Source organism: Moraxella nonliquefaciens, from assembly GCF_001679005.1.
Taxonomy (GTDB): Bacteria; Pseudomonadota; Gammaproteobacteria; order Pseudomonadales; family Moraxellaceae; genus Moraxella; species Moraxella nonliquefaciens.
On sequence record NZ_LXTW01000001.1, the window covers coordinates 115,518 to 137,445 of the forward strand.

Below are 21,928 nucleotides of genomic sequence, written 5' to 3' on the forward strand. Positions count from 1 at the left end.
AAGGAGTTTCTATGAGAGCCCCTAGGCTTGGCGTTAATATTGACCACATTGCCACACTGCGTAATGTCCGTGGTGTGGATTATCCGTGTCCCATCAAAGGAGCGTTAGTGTGTCAGCGGGCAGGGGCAGATGGCATTACCTTGCACTTACGAGAAGACCGTCGCCACATCAAGGATGCTGATGTGTACGCCATGAAGCAGGCGATTGACATTCCGATGAACTTAGAAATGGCACTAACAGATGAAATGCTTGCCATTGCCTGTGATGTCCGCCCTAAGTGGGTGTGCCTTGTCCCTGAAAAACGTCAAGAAGTAACAACAGAAGGCGGACTTGATGTCATCAACAACGACAAATTACCTGATTTTATCAAAAAGCTACAAAATGCTGGTATCAAAGTATCGCTTTTTATAGACCCCGATACTGCCCAGATTGAAAGAGCGATGGAGCTTGGAGCAGATGCCATTGAGATTCATACAGGAGCGTATGCCCAAAGCTGCCTTGCAAATGACCCAGTCCAAATCGCTTTTGAGCTAGAACGTGTCAAAAAAGGCGTGATGTTTGCTTTATCAAAAAATCCAACCTTTTTGGTGAATGCAGGGCATGGCTTGACGGCAGACAATGTTGCTCCCATTGCCCAAATTAATGGCATTTATGAATTAAATATCGGACATGGCATCATCGCCGATAGTGTGTTTATGGGGCTTGATAAAGCAGTGCGTAACATGAAACAGGCTTTTGGTATTTGAGTATCAGACCATTTGTTGCTAAAAATGCCCATTTTATTGTAAATATTGGCAACTTTTATGTAATAAACTGTATTTTTTGACAAAAAAGGGTTGTCAAATTCTTATTTTACCGTTAAGCTATGACCATCTATCACAAAGTAGACCATGACCATTGAGAAGTTGAAGTATTTTTGTAAGATTGCTATTGAAAAACATTTCAGCTTAATGTTAGAATAGACATGACAGTCTGGTGTTTTTGACTTCATCAAAACCATCCTTTGGAGGAAATTATGAAATTAAATAAAATCGCTTTGGCATTGATTGCCACTGCTACTACCGCCGCCACCGCTGGCGTAACCGTAACCCCACTTATCGGTTATCAACATCAAAACGAAGCCCACAAAAAGCAACGTGAGATTTTTCATACTGGAACAGATTATAATACGCAAAAAGCTGGCGAGCAAGATGGTGTTGCCTTAGAAAGTGATTTATATACAGGTGTCGCCTTGGGTGTGGAGCTTAGCCCATCTACTCAATTTCAGGTAGAATATGGCGTTACTGACACCGAAGCAAAGCCCTCAAAAAAGAAAGTTGAGGAGTATGTTAAATCAGGTGGGGATAAAAATCGCGCCGTCTTTGATGCCAAAGAAGAGACCATCTCTGGTAACTTCCTAATTGGCACTGAGCAGTTCTCAGGCTATACCAATAATAAGTTCAAACCTTATGTGCTTGTGGGTGCTGGTCAAGCCAAATATAAAGTTAATAGCCGTCAAAATGGCTCACAGATATCTGAATCAAAAGACACCATCGGTAACTTGGGTTTGGGTGCTCGTTATCTGATCAATGATGCCCTAGCATTGCGTGGCGAAGCTCGTGCTGTTCATAACTTTGATAACAAATGGTGGGAAGGTCAAGCCCTAGCAGGTCTTGAAGTAACCCTAGGTGGTCGTTTGGCACCTACCGTACCTGTGGCGCCTGTTCGTGAGCCTGTGGTAACACCACCACCTGTGACCCAAGTTCCTGTGCCAGTACCAGTACCAGTTGCTGTGGTTGAGACACCAGAATTTGTTGACAGCGATGGTGACGGTGTTGCTGACCATTTAGACCTATGCCCAAATACTCCACGTAATGTCGTGGTAGATGCCAATGGTTGCCCAGTTGAGCGTGCGGTACAAGAAGATCTACGCATGGAACTTCGTGTATTCTTTGACCGTGATAAGTCAAATATCAAGCCACAATTCCGTGAAGAAGTCGCTAAGGTTGCAGAGAAAATGCGTGAATTCCCGAACGCAACTGCTGCCATTGAAGGTCACGCTTCCAAAGACAGTAACCGTTCAAGTGCTCGCTACAACCAACGTCTGTCAGAGGCTCGTGCAAATGCTGTAAGATCTATGCTGTCTAGCGAGTTTGGTATTGCTCCTAACCGTATCTCTGCGGTAGGTTATGGCTTTGACCGTCCAGTAGTGCCTAATGATACTGCTGAAAACAAAGCACTTAACCGTCGTGTGTATGCTGTTATCCAAGGCAATAAAGTAACTAATGTGGTAGAAACTAAAAACTAAATAACCCATACAATGAGTTCAAAAACCATCCAAAGTAGATTTGGGTGGTTTTTTATTTATCAAAATATAGGATTGAATGCTGTTTTTGATCAAATTCATGCTATAATAGACAGCTTTTGTGTGAGCTGTCAGCTTACACGCCTATTTTATTTACACTTTTGAGATTTTATGTCAAACAATATCCAACATTTACGCAATATCGCCATCATCGCCCACGTTGACCATGGTAAAACCACTTTGGTTGATAAACTTCTACAACAATCAGGTGCCTTGGGCGAACGTGCAGGTGAAATTGAACGAGTCATGGACTCAAATGCCCTAGAAAGTGAGCGTGGCATTACCATTTTAGCCAAAAATACCGCCATCAAATGGATGGATAAGCGTACCAATATTGAATACCGCATTAATATCGTGGATACCCCTGGGCATGCTGATTTTGGCGGTGAGGTTGAACGTGTGCTATCTATGGTAGACTGTGTACTATTGCTTGTAGATAGTCAAGAGGGCCCCATGCCTCAGACCCGTTTTGTTACCCAAAAGGCATTCGCTCGTGGCTTAAAGCCAATTGTGGTCATCAATAAAATTGATAAGCCTGCCGCTCGTGCTGATTGGGTGATTGATCAGGTGTTTGATTTGTTTGACAACTTAGGTGGCACAGATGAACAGCTTGACTTTCCCATTGTTTACGCATCAGGCATTAACGGCATTGCAGGGTTGTCGCCTGACGAACTTGCCTCTGACATGACCCCACTATTTGAAACCATCGTAGACATTGTTGAGCCACCAAAAGTGGACGTAGATGGTGCATTTCAAATGCAAATTTCAAGTCTTGATTATAATAGCTTTGTTGGTGTGATTGGCATCGGTCGCATTCAGCGTGGTTCGGTGAAGACCAATACCCCTGTGGTAGTTGTGGATAAAGATGGCAATAAGCGTAACGGTCGTATTCTAAAAATCATGGGCTATCATGGACTTGAAAGGATAGATGTGGATTTTGCCCAAGCTGGCGATATTGTCTGTGTAACAGGTATTGATAATCTTAATATCTCAGATACTCTGTGTGACCCCAAAGAAGTTGAAGCACTGCCAGCATTATCCGTGGATGAACCAACCGTATCAATGACATTTCAAGTCAATGATTCACCATTTGCTGGCAAAGAGGGTAAATTTGTTACCTCTCGTAATATCCGTGAACGCTTAGAGCGTGAACTCATTCATAACGTTGCTTTGCGTGTTGAGGACACTGACAGTCCAGATCGCTTTAAGGTGTCAGGTCGTGGCGAGCTACATTTGTCTGTTTTGATTGAGAACATGAGACGTGAAGGTTTTGAATTGGGCGTGTCTCGTCCCGAGGTCATTATCAAAGAAATTGATGGCGTCATGTGTGAACCTTATGAAAATGTTACTTTTGATGTTGAGGAACAGCATCAAGGGGCGGTTATGGAGCAAATGGGTAACCGTAAGGGTGAGTTGACCAACATGGAAGTGGATGGTAAGGGTCGCATTCGCATCGAGGCAACCGTGCCATCTCGTGGACTTATCGGCTTTCGCTCGGAGTTTTTGACCATGACCTCTGGTACAGGTATCATGACATCAAGTTTTAGTCATTATGGTGAGATGAAAGAGGGTGCGGTTGCTAAACGTCAAAATGGTGTGCTAATTTCTATGGTAACAGGTACTTGCTTGGGCTATGCTTTGTTTAGCTTGCAAGAGCGTGGACGACTGTTTGCCAAACCACAGCTTGACGTTTATGAGGGTATGATTGTTGGTATTAATTCTCGTGGCGATGATATGGTGGTCAACCCAACCAAAGCCAAACAGCTGACCAACATTCGTGCATCAGGTTCAGATGATGCCATCATCCTAACTCCTGCTTTGGAATATAGCTTAGAACAGGCATTGGAGTTTATCGAAGATGATGAACTGGTTGAAGTAACACCCAAATCCATTCGCATTCGTAAAAAATACCTAACAGAGAATGATCGTAAACGTTTTGGGCGTAAAAAAGACGCTTGATTGGCAAAATATTGTTATTTGGGCTAAGGCTGTTTCTCAAAACGAACGATGCTCTCGACGTGTCCTGTGTGACAAAACATGTCCATGACCCCTGCATGAGTCACCCGATAGCCTTGCTCAATAAGTCGGGCGCTGTCTCGAACAAGTGTGGTGGGGTTGCATGAGACATAAACGATACGTTTGGCATTTAATTTACTCAAATAACCCATCACCTCCCACGCCCCTGTGCGTGGTGGGTCAATGAGTAAGGCATCAACTTGATGAACCCACGGCTTGTCTGAGAAATCTTGGGTTAAGTCTTGGGCGAAAAATTCAGTGTTGGTCAGTCCATTATCTTTGGCATTCATCTTGGCACGCATGACCATATCAGCACTGCCCTCCACACCGATGACTCTACCTGTCTCTCCCACGCATTTGGCCAGGGCAAGTGAGAAGTTTCCTAGCCCACAAAATAAATCCAGCACTCGCTCGCCTTGCTTTAAGCCCAAAAGTTCACATGCAAGTTCTATCATTTGTCTATTGACTGATAAATTAACCTGCGTAAAGTCAGTAGGGCTACTTTGTAATGTCAAATCAAATGTTGGCAAATGGTAAAATAGCCCGCCTGTTGGGGGTGTGGTGTGACTCATTGGCAGTATTGCCTTGTCCGTGCTATCAATACGGTGAATACTTTCATGTCCTTTGGGTTGCAAGTAGATTTGCCAGTTGACAGATTTGCCAAAATGGATAAATTTGACGGTATCAGCTTTATTTATGGGTTTGGTGTGGCGAATGATAAGTGCCACCCTTGGTAAAATATCTGTGTGCTTATCTACGCTCTCGCCGACAGCGATTTCTAGATGGGTAATATTGTTTTTGCTTTTTAGGTTTTTGAGTAGTTGTTTTAAGTCATTTAGTCTGTCATTGACATGCTGATCCAAAATTGGGCAAGTATCAATGTTTGTCAAAAAATTACTCGCCCGCTCACGAAAACCCACGATGAGTCTGTCTGTCTTTGGCAGATAACGCACACCCAAACGGGCTTTGGTGCGATAGTGCATCGTGTCGCCTATGATGGGTGCTAACCATGTGGTGGGGATAATGCCTGATTTGGTGAGATGGTTTTGTAAAATGGACTGTTTGTGTTTAATCTGCTCATCCACATCAAAATGCTGTAAACTACAACCACCACACACCCCAAAATGTGGACATATGGGGGTGGTACGCTTTTGGCTTGGGGTTAGTACATTTAAGCAATCAGCCTCATCGTAGCTTTTTTTGGATTTGGTCAAGTGTGCCGTTACCGTCTCAGTGGGTAGGGCATGACTGATGAATACTTTTTTGCCCGATTTGTCCCCATGTGTGTCATCATAGGTCGCTATGCCACGTCCGTCATGAGTTAAGCCGCTAATGTATAAGGTGATGGGTTTTTGGGTGTTGGGTGTTGTGGATAAATGTGATAAATGCTGAGTCATGAGTGCCTAATTTTTGGGTATCATAAAATGGGCATTATATCATTATTGGCGATAGATATTGATATTTTAGTGTTTGGGGTATGGTTGTCTTTGAAAAACTTCTCTAAGTGTTTTGGGTTGATTTTCATTGGCGATGCCTCTGGATTCTCACTTAAAATCCCCAATGTCTCTTCTTCGGTCATATTTTCGTACTTTAAGAATGTTACATTGGTGTACTCCTGTGGGAAATTATCAAGTTGTTGGGTGTGTTTAACAATATTTTTTAGCGTATCTTGTAGGTTAAACCATGCTTCGTATCTGTATGGTAAACGCCACCATCTTTTAAGCCAATGTCTTTTGTTGCCATATCCCCCTTTTTTTAATATAGGTACAAAAAAGGCTTAGTCCCATCATACAAACTAAGCCTTTGATTTTCATCATATTATTTGGTGCGAACGGAGGGACTTGAACCCTCATTAAAATAAAACATTCGCACTAATAACTTCACCCATTGCATTAGGTAAATTAAACACACTTAACTCTAATGGATTGCCTAATCTATTAAGCCAGAATGGGTCATATACACCTTGCCCACCCATATACCCAACAGCATAATGACCCATTAAAGAAGACACAGGTGCATTATAAGCCAATTTAACCATCACTCTTTGAAAACGTAAGAAAAACTTAGTAAACATCATTAATCCCATTCTATTCATATAATCCAAAAACTGATTGGTAGGAATGTCATAGTTAATAAAACTTAACTGTGCTTCATAAATGGCTTTGTCTTTGTCAGTACCATTCTCGTGTAGATATTTAGCCAATGTATATTTGGCTGATAAGTCAGAGAATTGAGTAGCTTCTGATAAGAAATTATGTAACATAGAGCCTTGTCCAATAGTAAGCTCATTAAAGGTATTACTGATTGGTTTAGGAATTAAATCTACATAACTGTCTACTTTCTTTTGTAGCTCGGTTTTATAACTGGTTTCATTTGGTTTAGTTAAATCTTCCACAATGGTACTCATCAAACCTGCTTCCATATATTCTTTCATTGGATTACGGTTTAGTGCTTCTTGCAGTTGCTTCTTCTCACGATTAAGTAATGACTTATCTTTGGTAGAATTGGTAGTCATCAAAAGAGCATTAATCTCTTCAATTCTATTAACCATGGTACGATAGTTTTTAGAGTTACGCCATGAGAATGTCATGTCTTTTAAGATACGAACTGGGTTAATACCAAGTGTCATAAGCAGGTAAGTATTAGATAAAATATTACCTAACAATACCCCACCACTTCTGATGACAATCATGTCTTTAATGAAAGTCATGGTGTCTTGAATAATTCTTTCAGCTTGTAATGCTCTCTTACGCCCATTCTCTTTAAATGCCAAATCAAACACGTTTTTGAGCAAATTCTCAGCCAGATTTAGCTTCTTATTGTTATCTAGTTTATCCCAGATATTCACCACTGAATACGCTTGATAACCAAAAGTAGCTGTATACATTGACTTATGAATAGGGTAGCTCTTAGCATTCTTACCAAATTGCTTTTGTAGCTCTGTTCTAAATGAATAAGGTATCATCTTAATCACACGTTGTACATCAGGGTCTTTGGAATTAAAGTCTAACTGTATATATTCATTAGGACGTTTAGCTACATTCTGTTTGGCATCTTGTGCAATGGCTTTGGCTATCTGTTTTTGTTGGTTAAACATCTCTGGCTTAAATTCTAAACCACCATTTAATGTAGCCAGTAATTCATCAAAGCTGTTATCACGCTCTAACAAGACATCTCTGGCAGTATGACCCATCTCATAATGATAATCCAAAATAGCACCTTGGGTATCATAAGTAGGTATCAAAGCATTGCCAGCTCTATCAAAACTACTTACACTGGGTCTTTGCTTAGCATTAGCTTTACGGATAACCAGATGGGCTTTATTCACTTCTCTAATGCCTTTATCATTCACCCCTTTTTCATAGACTGGTGTACCACGGTGATGAGTATCCACCATATCTAACGTACCTGAGACATAGTTAAATGGTTGGTACTCTGGGTGTATCATCAGTACCCTACCATCCGTATCATCAGCATCATCTTGTTTTAATTCATTGATGATTTCAAAACCTTTTCGTTTGTAATTAGCCACTTCATCTTGTGTGGCATAAACCACTTTACGATAAGGATTGACTATCTCAGGAATATAACCTTTTTGATAGTTATAAGGATTGCTTTCAAAGTCAGTTCTGCCTTTTTGGATAAGCTCTTTATGTAAATTAAGTGTGGCAATTAATCCTTTGGATTGGTCAGCAGAGAGTTTTTGTATTACTTTAATCTCTTCACTGTCTTTAAAATCCAAAGCAATAAGACTAGATAACACATCCACCATCTCAAAGATTTCATTATCCATCTTATCAAAAGTAGTCTGATAATCACTACCTAAACCAATAGCCACATCATGAGCAGATTTAATCATGTTTGGTTTACTGTTACCTGTTGCCATGTAGTAAGCCAATGAATAGACCTGTTGTAGCATATCGTAGTCTTTATGACCTACTTTATCTATGAGTTTATCCTCATAATGGGCAATCATCTTTTTACGCTTGGTTTCATCAAGTATAGCCAATACATCTTTTGGTTTAAAACCATGATTTAACAGACTAGCCATGTCAGTACGAAGCAATATATTGGTAATGCCAAATTTCTCTTCTTTGGTTAGTTCACGAGTAAACTGTTTTCTTATGGCTTTGTAGGTATTATCTTTTACTGATTGTCTGTATTGCTCAATGGTTTTGGTCATACGAATGAGTTTATCTACATTCAAACCACGCTTACCTAAACCAATAATTTCATTGATAGAGTCAGCCAATAATCCCATACGGTTGTTAGGACTAAAATTAGCATGACCCTCATATACCATTTCATTAATTAGTTGTTCTGCTTTATTTAGTTCATCTACATCCTTAATAACACTAGCAACTTTACCTAGCGTTCTTACAGGACTAAATTCAGATTGTCTAAACGTTTCTCTATTAAAAGCATAGACCAACCCTTTTCTTACTGGTTTATCTGCCAATCTTCTTAACCCACCATGAGCCATAGAGTAGCCTAACTGAATATAATCCACATGAGCATTTCTGGCTTTGGTTTCTGCCAAAGCTAATGCTTGTATATAAGCATCTATTTGAGACTTAGCGTCTCTACCTTTGGCATGAAAGAACACATTGTTAAATGTATTAACCACTTGCTCTAAGATACCCATGAATTTATCAAACCATGAATGATTAGAACGTTCACCTTTAACCACATGATTAGATAGTGTTCTACCTAACTCTTCATTAGATACAGACAAAGCCATAAACCAAGCCAAACTGTCAGCAGTTTTATTCTTAGGATTAAATACTGCTTGATGGATTGCTCTTAGTCTGGCTTTTTCATCATCACTTACTTTATCATAGTCTGGGAATAAATCCTTAGCAGTCTTAAATTGAGCCTGTGCTTTGCTGTATAGCTTGTTTATGCCATTGACAGTCAGTGTACCTGCATTGTTATTTAGATATACGTTAAACACGCTTACAAGAGCTTCTGTAACATATGCTTCTTTATCAGATGATTTAAGACCATAGATGAGTGCTTTATTCTTAATCTTACCTTGTGCCAAATCAACCAATGCCTTGTTAGCCGTGTGTTTATAATATCCCCCAATGAATGTATTGATAAGACTGTCTAGCTGAGCATTATGTTCACTAGAAGTATTACCACTAGGTAAACTGGTAAATAAACTCACCACATCTATATCATTGGCTTCATTGATGACCTGTGATAATCTGACTGTACTGCCTGCTTTATGGTCGCTAAATAAATGCTTACTTACTTTGACAAAATCACCGAAGCCTTTGCTAGGATTACCCCCAAACCAAGCATGATAAACATTCTTTAAGAACTGTTGGATATACTTAACAAATTCTCTTTTAGAATAAACTCTATGGCTTGATAAATTATCATTAATCCATTTAGCCATCTCTGGGTCAGTTAAACCATAAGCAATAAACTCACTTAAATGGTCTGTTAGCATAAGAGACAATCTGGCATTAAAGCTAGGGGTATAATTTAATTGGTTATCATGCCATACATGAGTAAGCTCTAATCTCATGGCTTCTAGCTTATCAACATACTGCTTTAACTTAGGATTATTAAATGACTGCTCTACCAAACCATGAATTAATTCATGATTGATATACATGGCTTTATCATTATCATTTAGCGTGTCAAAGGTAGGTTTGTAGATGGTGATGATATTGGTACTGGTGTCATAACTTGCAGGTACTAAGTTATCGTTATTTTTAAATACTTCATCACTCATTACCACTTGGATATTTGGATTATGCTTTTTAACAGCTTCTGCGATAAAACCAGTTAAACCTTTATAGTTTTCACTGTTAAGATTGTTTAAAAACTGTTCTAAATCAGGTAAAGAGTAGGTTACTGTTTCTTGGCTAGAAGTTGTTTCTCCCTTTCCTGCTTCCACTTGGGTTCTGGGATTTTCTTGAACTTGTTGGGTATCATGATGTCCCACATCTCTTTGGTTGTTTTGGCTTGATTGATTTGTTCTATCAGCTCTGCTTTGTTTGGTGGATTGTTCTGTTCCAGAGTGTTTAGATGAAATTCCCTTGTCATCTTGATTATCTCTTCTTGTGGCAGTACTAAGGGTAGCATTAAAGTCTCCTGTAATGGCAGTAAATAATTCATTAAGTTTGGTAATAATACTTTTGGGTAAACTATCTCTTACCTGCTTTTCAGCCAAAGTAACAGTAAGTAATTCATGCTTATTGTTAAAGGCATACATTAATCTATCAGTAATGATACCATCATCTGTATCTTTGATTACACCTAACATCAAAGCATTACCAATATGGTTGGTCAGCTCTTCAATACGTTCATCATACTTACCACTCTGGATGACATCATAAGTAACAGAATGAATTAATTCATGATTTACAAGTTCCAAAGGTGTGGCGTACCAGTTAGCATCATTTAGATTAAACCATGCTTCATTGGTATCTGTATAGTAAACACCACCACCTTTTAAACCAACATCTTTGGCTCTCTGTTTATCCGTAGCTTCTGTTACCACACCTACTTTAAGGTTTGGATTGATTGAAACCAAGTACTCAAACAAGTTGGTTGAGTAAGGGGTAGCTGATTTGGCACTGGCTAAGATTATATCAGATTGTTTTGATAAAGTATCTTGATTATCAGCAGTATCTTCATTGCCCCAATCATATTGATTTATCAAATAATCCAAAGCATTAGCATGACTGGGTTCACCTAACTCTTTATAATAAATGATTGACTTACCTTTTAACTTACCTGATTTAAGTATTTCTCTAATCCATACAGCCCTCTCATCAGATGAGTTAATAACCCACTCAATGTAACGTTCCACACTTTCTTTGGTGCTATTGGTTAGGGTTAGACCATCACGTTCAACCAAGTGTTTATCGCTACTAAACGGATTACCAAAGTGATACTTCCCATCAGTTCTTAATGAGAATACACCGTTTATTTCTCTGGCTCTTTTTACACCATTTTGTCCATAAACACTTTCAATGATTATGTTGTCAGTCTTAGTCTTAGTACCAAGTTTACGGTATATCTTACTGGCTTCATCAGTATTATCACCCATGGCAGTATCAAGCACATCTTGCCATTTGTCTTTATTATCCATCAAATACTGTGCTATTTGTTTGGCTTTGGTTTGGTCTTTACTACCAGTATCAGTGAGCTTTAAATTCTCTACAAAGAAAGCATAAGCCACTGAGTCAGTGATTTCATTAAGATTAACTTCACTGATGTCAAAACTTCTCTTAGACACCTTACCCGTGTTTTTAAAGCCATAGTCTTCACCATGGTGGATACCTTCTATCACGCCTAACTTACCCTGATAGCTCTTAGTAGCATTTAACATACGCTCTTTTAGCTCTTCTTTGGCTTGTTGTAGTTTTGCTTGTTGTGTCTTTAAGGACTTATAATCAGCGTCTGTTAGCGTATATTCACCACCCTCACCTGCATACTGATGTACTACACCTTGTTCTTGCCATAGACTGATTTTGTCTAAATCATAATCAATGGCTTTTTCAATGAGCATATCAACTACTTCGGTCAGCACAACGGATAAATCTGTCTCTTGCCAAACCAACTCATTTAAATCAAGCATGCCATCACGGTTTAATGCTTTAATCCACGTATGCACAAGCTGTTGTTGTTCATCAGTACTTAGTGTGTCTAGGTTTTCAAGCATATTTATCAAACCAAGCAAACTCTCATGATAGATATGGTAGTTACTGGTTACATCAAAGAATGCTTTGTTTTGTTCATTAGCCATTCTCATGTAGTGAAGTATGTTAGCAATGTTAGCGTCATGGACGTTGATAGAGATGACATCACTGGCTGTCATGGCTTGTGATGAGATACCACTATCACTGCCTTGTATCATCTGTGAGTTCGCTGTTACCCCTGTGCTAATGGCTTTGATGGTGCGGATAAGCACATTACGAGTACGGTTAATCAAACCACCTTTATCAACATCAAACACGGTAGTAACGGTATCCACTGACTTATCAGAAGTCAATGTTTTTTCAGTACCTGCAAGCTCAATAGAACCTACATGCTCTTCATCATGCTCATAACTACTGGCAATGGTAGGAAATGCTTTGGCTAGTTTATCATCAATCCATTCTTTACGCTCTTTTGGTGTTAATGTCTCATAAGCCAAATAACGCTCTAACTCATTTGGTTTAGCATCTGGATATTTAGCCCTAACACGTTTGATACGCTCATCTTCTGCTTCACGTTCTAGCTTAGCTTTAAAGATTTCATAAGCATCATAAGCCATATTATGGATGGCAATGTTAAATGAACGTCTGTTTGAGAACTCACTGGCATAGGTTTTCATGGCAGATTTGATGGCAGTACCAATGGTCTTAGCATAGACATCATTTAGCTTTTTAAGCTGATAATCGCTAAACGTAAAGTTCAATAGGTCTTCTGGCAGTTTAAATCCATGACCTAAGATGGCTTGTAGATTGCTTTGTAATTCACCCAATGCTTGTTCTTTTTCATAGGGTTTATCCATATTAGCTGTCTTTTCCGTGGTAGCATAGATGTCTTTAATCATCTGCTCAGAAGCTGATTGGATAAGTCTGGATATACCTGCACCATAACCAAAAGGAATTAAGATAGCTTTTAGTGTCTTACGTTCTTTTAAATTGGTGTTTAATGTTTCAAAGGCTTTCTTGGCATTGTTTAGGTAATCATTTGGAAATGATAAGCTATCAATGGCTTTTGTTAGTACAGGTTTTAGCCCTGTGTAGTAATCACCCACACTAGGGTCTGTGCGAGTATCAAAGTAACTTTTAAACTCTGATGATTTACCAAAGATACCAACCATGTTAAGTAGCTTATTATCTTTGATACCCATGAGTACAGAAGCAATGGCAGTACCGTTGTTTACACCATCAGAACCTAAACCCAGTGAAGTAGTAAAAGTAGTTTTATTTTCAGTAGCGGTTAGGAAGTTTGATACTTCCATCAACGCTCTAAAACTATTAGCTCCCATATCCCATGTATCTACCAATTCTTTGATATGAGATTTTTGCTCAGAGCTTAATGTCTTACCTGCTTGTAAGTCTCTGACTGCCAATACCGCATTATTGACTTTAATATCAGCAGTTAGATATTCATAGGCAATAGGTAAGAATGCTCCACTGGGTACTTTATCTACTGTGAAGCCATCAAATCCCATGTCTTTTAGGATTGGTTTAAAGATGTCTTCTGTTCCCTCTGCATTTTCAAATACAGCTCTTAGAAATAATGTTTCAGGTTTTGGTTTACCTTTATCATCAAACCATGTAACACCATCAAAGCCAGATAAATCAATATCCACTTTGAAGTTAGCAAGCTCTACCAATGCACGGTGTATCTTAGATGTTTGAAAGTTCACTACATTGGACATATAGTGCATACGGCTGTTCTTAGCTGTTTTAATGCTGTCATAAAATGGCGTATCTTTACTGGGTAAACCATCAACAAAACCAAAGAAATTATCAATGTCTCTGCTGTTACCCAGAGCAGATTCTTTTAAACTCTCATGCTTAGAGACATGTATATTAACCAACTCTTCATCAGCAGGTACACGAGCTTGGAATAGGTCATAGAAGAATTCATTATCTTGCTGTCTTAGATTATCCACCAAAGACAACATGTCTTGATTTATAACAATAGGTTCTTGTTGTGCTTTTAAAAGTCTGTCTTTTTGTTTGGCAGATAGCTTAGCACTAGTACTCTCAACTTTATCTTTAACTTCTTTGTTTGGTTTAAGTGTTGGGTAAACTTTACGAGACTGCACACCTAATACATCAGCCAGATAACTGCCAGTACCTTTGCCAATATCAGCGATTTGTTTATTAATCTCATTGGTAGATAGACTGACAAAGTGAGCTTGTTTAAGCCAATCTGATTCAGGAACACTCTCATCACTGCCTTGTGCGATGAGTTTATCTTGGTTAAACTCACCACTGGGCAGTGTATTAATATGCACCATATTAGCTACTTGCATGGCAGAGACTAGCCAATCACCTAAACTGGCTTCTAGTCTGGCTAAGGTCTGTTCAGGTACATCATCTGTTTGTTTAAGCCCTAAGTCTCTGATAACTGCTCTGCCTAATGAGCTTGTCATGTCATTGATAGATACACCCAGATTACGGTATTTCTTAGCGATATGGTTAGGTATTAGAGCATCTGGTTCTACACCCAAAAGACTTCTTAACTGACGCTTAGTCAAGGTACTAGCACCACCGTTAGTGATGATAAGGTCATATACCGCATGAGCCATAGCAGTCATTAGGTTATCATCAAAAATAGGATTATCTTTTGTGCCAGTGTTAGCAAACTGTTTTAAATCCTGCCATTTGTAACCATCTTTTTTGGTTCTAAATGAAGTCATCAGAGCTTCTTTGAATGACTCTTCAAATCCCATGAAATGCTCTAACTGCTCTTGCTGTTTAGCTGTTGGTTTCTTAATACCCAGTCTATTTAGCTCAGCCATACCTAAACGTCTGATACGCAAAACCAAATCTTTAACCATGACTAAATTGGCTTCACTATTTTGAGTGATACCTGCTTTTAATACATTCTGTTCTTTAATTGGTTTGGTTGCTTCTGCAATACGTTCTTGCTTATTAGAAGCGAGTACAGAGAGCTTACCAGTCTCTCTGGTATCTTTGGCTTGTATCTCAACGGCTCTTGCTGTAACGTCCAACAGACGCTCATACAAGTTACTTACGCCAGTTTTATTAGGAATACCAAAGAATGATTTAATACCATTGATAAGGGTGCTAAACAGATTGCTTTTAGCTTTGCCATTGGTTTGGATTTTAGACAAGAATGCTTTGCTTCTTAAACCAAGACCAATTAAACTTTCATAATCTTGGGTCAGCATTTGGGCAATACGACCCTCTTTAACAGGTAAATCTGTAAGTTGGTTTAATCTGGTCATGATAAAGTCTAATTCAGACTTTAAAGCCAATAACTGCTTATCATCAGTATCATCATTGATGACAGCCAGTAGCTGATGAGTGGATTTTGAAACCAATGATTGAAGTATGTCTTTTGGTTTAGCCAAATCCCCTTTAATATCAGCATCTGTGTTATCAAAACTAATAGTAATATCAGGATAAACTTTTAAGATAGCATGAGCGATTACAGATTCATCATCATTAAATGGGATATGATTAATCACTTCAATTAATTTATTCTTACCCTTAGCAATGTCTTTAATACCATCTTTAAGAGATTGCTTGGTAACTTTAATGCCATCTTTTATGAGTGATGATTTTTCTCTTTCTTGAGGAATAGACTTATTATTATCAGCAGTATGGGTATTAGTATTGCTAGGACTGTCATCAACTGGCTTAGATACATCAGTAGCATGATTGTTTTCATTGTTGCTAAGCTCATTTAGTAACAGGTTAATGTCTTCATCAGAGACATCTTCTGGTATATAAAAAGAAGTCTCTTCGGTGTCATTACTGTTATGAACTTGTTCTGATTGAGATTGTTCAGCTTTATCACGTTCACTCTTGGCTTGCTTATTTTTAGCAATGATAACTTGTTTGGCTTGATTGTTTTGTGGTTTAGCCAATGATTTCATGTAATCTAATTTCTGCTCATCTGTCATGTTAGCAGTAGCAGATAACATTTCACTTAGTGGTCTGACTTCGGTACTACCTACTCTGCCATAGAGTGTTTTACCCCTTAGGCTTTCAAAATAATCTCTTAAAAAAGAAGTGTTGTTGTAATTACTTGCAAACAAACTACGGTACTTATCTTCTGCTTCTTTGTCATTAGTTACTTTCCAAGTGCCTCTACCTTTTGTGCTGTACGGATTACCCAAAATACCATCAACAATACCAGTGATATTTTTGTCTGGATTACTTAATGCACTCATAGAAATCCAGTTACCACTGCTGTCTTTGGCAATACCCACCCACACACCATTAGGGTCATTCATTCTATGATGACTGCTAGCCACACCGATATTGCCTTGTACTTGTGGTGTAACAGGCTCTGGTGTACTGATAACTGTATCAGGGGTAGGGGTGGTTACTGGTGCTTTTGGTGTAACAGGAGTAGAACTAACAGATACACTGGGAGCTTGCTCACTTGAACCATTTAAAATATTCTGCCATGCTGTTGTAAAGTCATCTAAATCTTTGGCTTCATCAAAGATGGCTTGAAAATGCTGTGTAACTCTGCCAGCAGATACCGTGTACTTACGAGCATTGGCAGGTAATTCATTTGGATTATCTACCACTTGCCATTGATTGTTTTTATTGGGTGCAAGTGTAATGGGTGAACTGTCAAAGGCATTAATGGCTTCTTTGATGGCATTGGCTTTTGATACATGGTCATCTCTAAAACGAGTAAGATTAGCCATAATATCATCTGTATTACGGTTATTTGCTACTGCCAAATCAAGACGTGTTGCATAGTCCTTAATGCCTAGGTTGGTTTCTAGGACACTGTTACCGTGTCTGCCATTGTAGACTTGGTTACTAACTTCATCAGTTGTATTGCCTTTAATTCTTAGCTTAACATCCAACAGTTGCATAAAACCATTGGCTTCATTCTCTGTGATAATGCCAGTCTCTTTTAACTCATTAATCTGTGTCAATGCTTTTGAATAATCAGCATCTGATTCAATCACCATTTGAGAAAAACGTCTGGTAATGTTAGCCAACTGATTAGCACGAACATCAGCAATCACTTGTTCATCTAAGCTACTGGTTTGTGATTGTGTCTGTTCTTGCTCTGTGGTCTGTTCTGCTTGGCTTGATTGCTCTGGCTTATTGATATTAGCCAGCTTATCTTGAACAGCAGTTAGCTCATCTTGTAGCTCTTGGATACGCTTGCTATCATCATCATTGGTTTCTTCTAATTCACGGATTAGACTTAGTGCTTGTGAAGATAACTCATCTTGATGAGTTTGGGTAGGTTGGTTCATGGCTTGCTCACTATTAATGGGTGAGCCAACATTATATACACCTGTATCTGCAACTGCTCCTTGGACACTGCCTACTTTATAACCCTCATGCTTTTTCATGGCTTCTAACAAGCTCTGCATTTGTGAGTTATTTAACTCATTAATTTTTAAGTGTTTAGATAAACCACTATGTTTTGCTACACTTGTAGTATATTGAGCAGGGTTATTACCTTTTAAAGCAGGTGTCTTACCATCATCAGCAGGTGCGTATTTATGTATCATCGCTTCAATGGTCAAATTACCCCAATTTCTTTTGATGACTTTTTCACGAGCTTTATCTCCATCAGCTTCACTAGCAAAAATAGCATAACCTTTGGTATCAAGTCCTATTGCACCATCTTGTTTGGCTTTTTGAACTGATGAATACATCAAGTTACCAGAGTTGTTATTTCTCCATGAGATTGTTCCCCCTGACTTTGTTGTGGTTGTGCCATTAGCATTGGTATAAGTAACCGAAGTACCTTGCTTTACGCTAGCGATACCTGTGTGCTTAGTAATTGATGAGCTTGATTGCTTTACTGTACCACCTTGCCCTGCACCTACTCTACCAACCACAGTAATATCAAGATGACTGCCACCACCATTGATAAAGTTTACATCACCACGTTTACCAATTTTACCCCAACCTGCTTTTTCAGCATTAACTTGTACGATATAGCCATGTTGTTTGGCTAAGTCAGCAATACGCTGTCCTATACGAGCATAGGTTTCTACATCATCAGCATTTTTTAAATCAAGGTCAATCTTATAACCATTGCCATGTGAGTTACCTGTTGTCTTTTTATGTCTGCCCCCTGTGATGGAAGTGAAACCAACAGAAGCATTAAAGATTTCATCATCACCATCTAACAAAGCCATAAAACCAAGAGTATCTGCTTTAACAACGCCACCAGAGAATAGACTGTTACCCCCTGATTTATTTACATTGTGAAAAGGCATTCTAAACTTATGATTAATGTCTTTTACACTTCTTACTTTGGTATCGGTAAAACCATGTGAAGTGTGTACTGTTGGATTTTGTGTATCTTTTGATACATCATCTGTACTTACCACAGGATTGACACGGTGGGTTATACTGGCAATCAGCTTTTCATAGAACTCATCAGAATGCACATCTGTTTCACTATTTTTAACACTTTGAATGGTATTTTGAAGTGGTGTAACATAGGTATCAATATATGATTGCTTTTCATGAGTTAGCTTATCTATTTCTTCTTGGTTAGTAGCATCAGCTATCTTCTTATCAAAACCATCTAACACAGACATGACACTATTAGTGGCTTCATTGATTTTAGTTTGAGCTGTTTGTTTGGCTTCATCAGTATCTGCACGGTTAAGCTCAGCTACTGCGTTAGCATAAGCTGTTGTAGGATTGTATTTTTTAGAGTTAGGATTGATAAGCTCTTCATGTGGTGTAGAGAGCTTTTGTTTAATGGTATTGGTTGCTTTGCTTGTAGCATTTTTTGTGGCTTGTTTAGTAGCGTCAAAACCTAAACCAGTAGCACTAAATACGCCAGAAACTGTACCACCTATTGCACCTGCTTGACCTATATTTTTACCTATATCATCAGTAAGGTTTTTACCAAGCATTGCATTAGAATGTCCTGTCTCACTTCCTGCCAAAAACATCTCTTCGGTTGTATCTAGTAGCACACCTGCTGTTTTACTTCTTACACCACTTCCTTTGGTTAGAGTATCAACATTACTTGCACCTACTTTACTTGCAACATGTCCAAAGCCATAGGTAATTAATAATGCACTTAAACCTGCTTGGTTTAAATATTGCTGTACTTTCTTGTCGTTTAAATCTAAACCCTCTTCTACTGCTAGCTGTCTAAGCTGTTCTTGACTTGCTACACCCTCCAAGAAAGCTGATGTAACCAAGGGTTTCTTTGTTAGAGCAGAAGCAATCATCATAGGTACGCTTTGCACCCCCATGTGATATAAATACTTTGGATTAGATAAACTGGTCTTAACTGCTCCCCATGCGTCTTTGAATTGATTGCCTGTATCAATATTAGCAATGGCTTCTTCTGTACCTAAAATAGCTTGTTGGGCTTGATTACTGTAACCATCAAATAATCTTTGATTTCTTTCTTCAAAACCACCTACATTATCAACCCAATCATGTACAGCATTTAAATCAGCAGATTCTCCAAGAAGAACCTTAGCTACACCACGATTAAAAGGACTGTCAGAGTTTTTTAAGGTTTCAAGTGCATTAACACCAAACTTATTGCTATAAAAATCATTTACTCCTACTACGGCTTTTTTAGCCATAGTATTTACTGCAACTGGTATTTTGTTATTTCCTTGATTGAGTGTTACACCCCCAATCTCAAACTCAGGAAAAATTTTCCCTGTTGAGAACATATCAGTCAGCCTCTCAGCACCGTATTGAGTTACACCCCTTGCGGTGTTATTTAAACCAATTTGAAGTGATGTTAGTGTGTCATTACTTGGGTTCTTCCCTTGGTTTAGGCTTAACTCACCATCAAATGTTGTTATATGGTTTAAACTGGGGTCATGGTATTGACTGGCTAGCTGGGCAGTAGTAGGCATTCTATTTTGTCTTTGCTCTTGTTGATACTGCTCAACTGTTTGACCTGTAATTCGCTCAAAGGCTTCATTACTCCTTAACTGCATTCTGGCTAAGGCTTCATCATACTTAGACATAAAAAATCTCTCTATCAAAACCAAAACTTAATTATATTTGGCTTAACAAAGAGATAACTAATTTAGCTTCTTAGTTACACCTACATTTGCAGTAAATGAAAATCAAGAAAAGAAAATGGCAAATGCTTGGAAAACTGCTTCAACAACAGCAGTAAGTTTTTGGACATTGGAACAATATGACTGGAAACCACTTCGTAAGTGGTGTCAAGATAGAAACCTAGAAATTGAAAAAGAAATGGTTAATGGTTTGCAGATTAACAGCTATCCTGCACAAGCATGGCTTGAAGTTTATGGCATTGTGCTAGGTAAGTTTGCTTGTTAATTAACTAATTAATTTACTCTAAGGGTGCGTTCCGCACTCTTATGAGTGGATTTTAATTATTTATAAAAGCATATCACAGAGTTTACACTTGTCAAATTTATTTAGAAAATAGTCAGTATTTTGCTAATGTATTTGACAAGTAGTAACTTAGCGGTTATTTTAAGCCAATTTAACAGCACAGAGTTTCTATGAACTGGCAACAATGGAAAGCCAAGTATCACAGAGAACTTGAACATATCGCAGGATATGAAGAGAAATTTGTTGATTTGGTTTTGATGAATATACCCAACTTACAACCTACTGATGTCATACCACAGTATCATTTTAAAGACAGTTCAGGTAAGAACCGCTACATTGATTTTATGATAATAAGCCAACATAAGAATTGGTTATTACCCATTGAACTAGATGGCTATGCCAAGATGGTAGGTAATGGTAATGACTATGAGAGATTTACTGATTTTTTATCAAGACAAAATGATATTATAAAAATATTTGGTAAAATTTTTCGTTTTACTAATAAAGAATTTTTAACCAAACCAAAAGGCGTAATAAATACCATTATTTCTAATATCAGTGTTACCTATTTTGATTTCTTTTGGTTTAATTTTAAAATAAACGATATTCAAAATAATACCCATATATCAAATAAATTCATTCATTATGATTTTATAGATACCGTATTAAAACCTTTTGCATTAACTGTAAATGACGCATCTTATTTCATGGTGGATGATTATTACATAATAGACCAAGGCAGTTACTCTGTGCATATATCTGTTAATGATACAGATTGTTGTATTACCACTTCTCAATTTACTTATGTGTCAGAAAATTTTTATGAAGACAAAGATAATATTATTACAACAATAACCAGACCCTTTTCATATTATATTGAACCACAAAAATTTGTTTATCAAAACTTAACCAGAAAAAAATCAATCAGAACTTGGAGGGATTGGTACAAGTACTATGAGATAGAAGAAAAGCATGTATTTGTAGAAAAGTTTTTAAAAAAATTACATAATAAACCAAATCTATTTTCCTTAAAGCACAGTGATGATGATGTTATTATCATATATTATCAGCACATAGCCACTAATTGGACTATTGCTTTGGTAATTTGTGATGATGATGATAAAAAATATTATAAAGAATTAAACGCAGACATCTGTATTAGGTTTAGTGAAGATGAAATTATTAATAATGCTACCAATGCTGTATCTAAGGTTAATGAAACCATATTGCAAACCATAAAACAAATTAGACAGAAAAACAGAAAAGCCTTTATGGATAAAATAATGTTACCATTTAGACTAATAAAATCATTATTTAAATTTATTGGCAATATATTAACCGCAACTGAGTTGGTTGTGGAACACGCAAAAGAAAAAACTACAAAATGGGTAGTAACCTCTTTACTAGAACAAATTGAAGACGCAAAATCTCCACAAGAGAAAGCAAGATTACAAAAAGAATTACAAGAATATATTACCAAAGAAAATTTATCCGATGAATTTATAGAGTCCTGTAAACCAAAAAAGGATAATTCATAAAATATAAAACAACCCTTAATCAAGGGTTG

At 37.9% G+C, this 21,928-nt stretch carries 7 protein-coding genes; 5 read left to right on the top strand and 2 right to left on the bottom strand.

What is annotated here, in order from left to right; translation table 11 throughout:
• The first annotated feature begins 11 nt into the window (after positions 1-11).
• The 3 genes from A7456_RS00450 (at position 12) to typA (ending at position 4,303) form a co-directional block, all read left to right on the top strand.
• Complete coding sequence (locus A7456_RS00450; RefSeq protein WP_067006399.1) at positions 12-746, top strand: pyridoxine 5'-phosphate synthase; 735 nt, start codon at positions 12-14, stop codon at positions 744-746.
• A gap of 269 nt (positions 747-1,015) precedes the next feature.
• The gene (locus A7456_RS00455) at positions 1,016-2,287 is read left to right on the top strand and encodes an OmpA family protein (protein ID WP_067006402.1); all 1,272 of its coding nucleotides are present in this window, start codon (positions 1,016-1,018) and stop codon (positions 2,285-2,287) included.
• 168 nt (positions 2,288-2,455) lie between these two features.
• On the top strand, positions 2,456-4,303 hold the full coding sequence (typA, locus tag A7456_RS00460) for a translational GTPase TypA (protein ID WP_067006405.1): 1,848 nt from the start codon (positions 2,456-2,458) through the stop codon (positions 4,301-4,303).
• A 23-nt stretch (positions 4,304-4,326) separates the two neighbouring features.
• Here the strand turns inward: typA and rlmD are convergent, their stop codons facing one another.
• The gene (gene rlmD / locus A7456_RS00465) at positions 4,327-5,757 is read right to left on the bottom strand and encodes a 23S rRNA (uracil(1939)-C(5))-methyltransferase RlmD (RefSeq protein ID WP_067006407.1); all 1,431 of its coding nucleotides are present in this window, start codon (positions 5,755-5,757) and stop codon (positions 4,327-4,329) included.
• Positions 5,758-6,212: 455 nt separating this feature from the next.
• Positions 6,213-20,021, bottom strand: coding sequence for a hypothetical protein (locus A7456_RS00470; protein ID WP_067006410.1), 13,809 nt, complete (start codon positions 20,019-20,021; stop codon positions 6,213-6,215).
• 115 nt (positions 20,022-20,136) lie between these two features.
• Between A7456_RS00470 and A7456_RS00475 the strand changes: the two genes are divergently transcribed.
• On the top strand, positions 20,137-20,343 hold the full coding sequence (locus A7456_RS00475) for a hypothetical protein (protein WP_067006413.1): 207 nt from the start codon (positions 20,137-20,139) through the stop codon (positions 20,341-20,343).
• A 188-nt stretch (positions 20,344-20,531) separates the two neighbouring features.
• Complete coding sequence (locus tag A7456_RS00480; protein ID WP_067006416.1) at positions 20,532-21,899, top strand: hypothetical protein; 1,368 nt, start codon at positions 20,532-20,534, stop codon at positions 21,897-21,899.
• The last annotated feature ends 29 nt before the right edge of the window (positions 21,900-21,928 follow it).

What these genes read in the sequence shown, in the direction of transcription:
- A7456_RS00470 (WP_067006410.1), bottom strand. Translation starts at nt 20,021, where the DNA reads ATGTCTAAGTATGATGAAGCCTTAGCCAGAATGCAGTTAAGGAGTAAT.
- A7456_RS00475 (WP_067006413.1), top strand. Translation starts at nt 20,137, where the DNA reads ATGGCAAATGCTTGGAAAACTGCTTCAACAACAGCAGTAAGTTTTTGG.
- A7456_RS00480 (WP_067006416.1), top strand. Translation starts at nt 20,532, where the DNA reads ATGAACTGGCAACAATGGAAAGCCAAGTATCACAGAGAACTTGAACAT.
- rlmD (WP_067006407.1), bottom strand. Translation starts at nt 5,757, where the DNA reads ATGACTCAGCATTTATCACATTTATCCACAACACCCAACACCCAAAAA.
- A7456_RS00450 (WP_067006399.1), top strand. Translation starts at nt 12, where the DNA reads ATGAGAGCCCCTAGGCTTGGCGTTAATATTGACCACATTGCCACACTG.
- typA (WP_067006405.1), top strand. Translation starts at nt 2,456, where the DNA reads ATGTCAAACAATATCCAACATTTACGCAATATCGCCATCATCGCCCAC.
- A7456_RS00455 (WP_067006402.1), top strand. Translation starts at nt 1,016, where the DNA reads ATGAAATTAAATAAAATCGCTTTGGCATTGATTGCCACTGCTACTACC.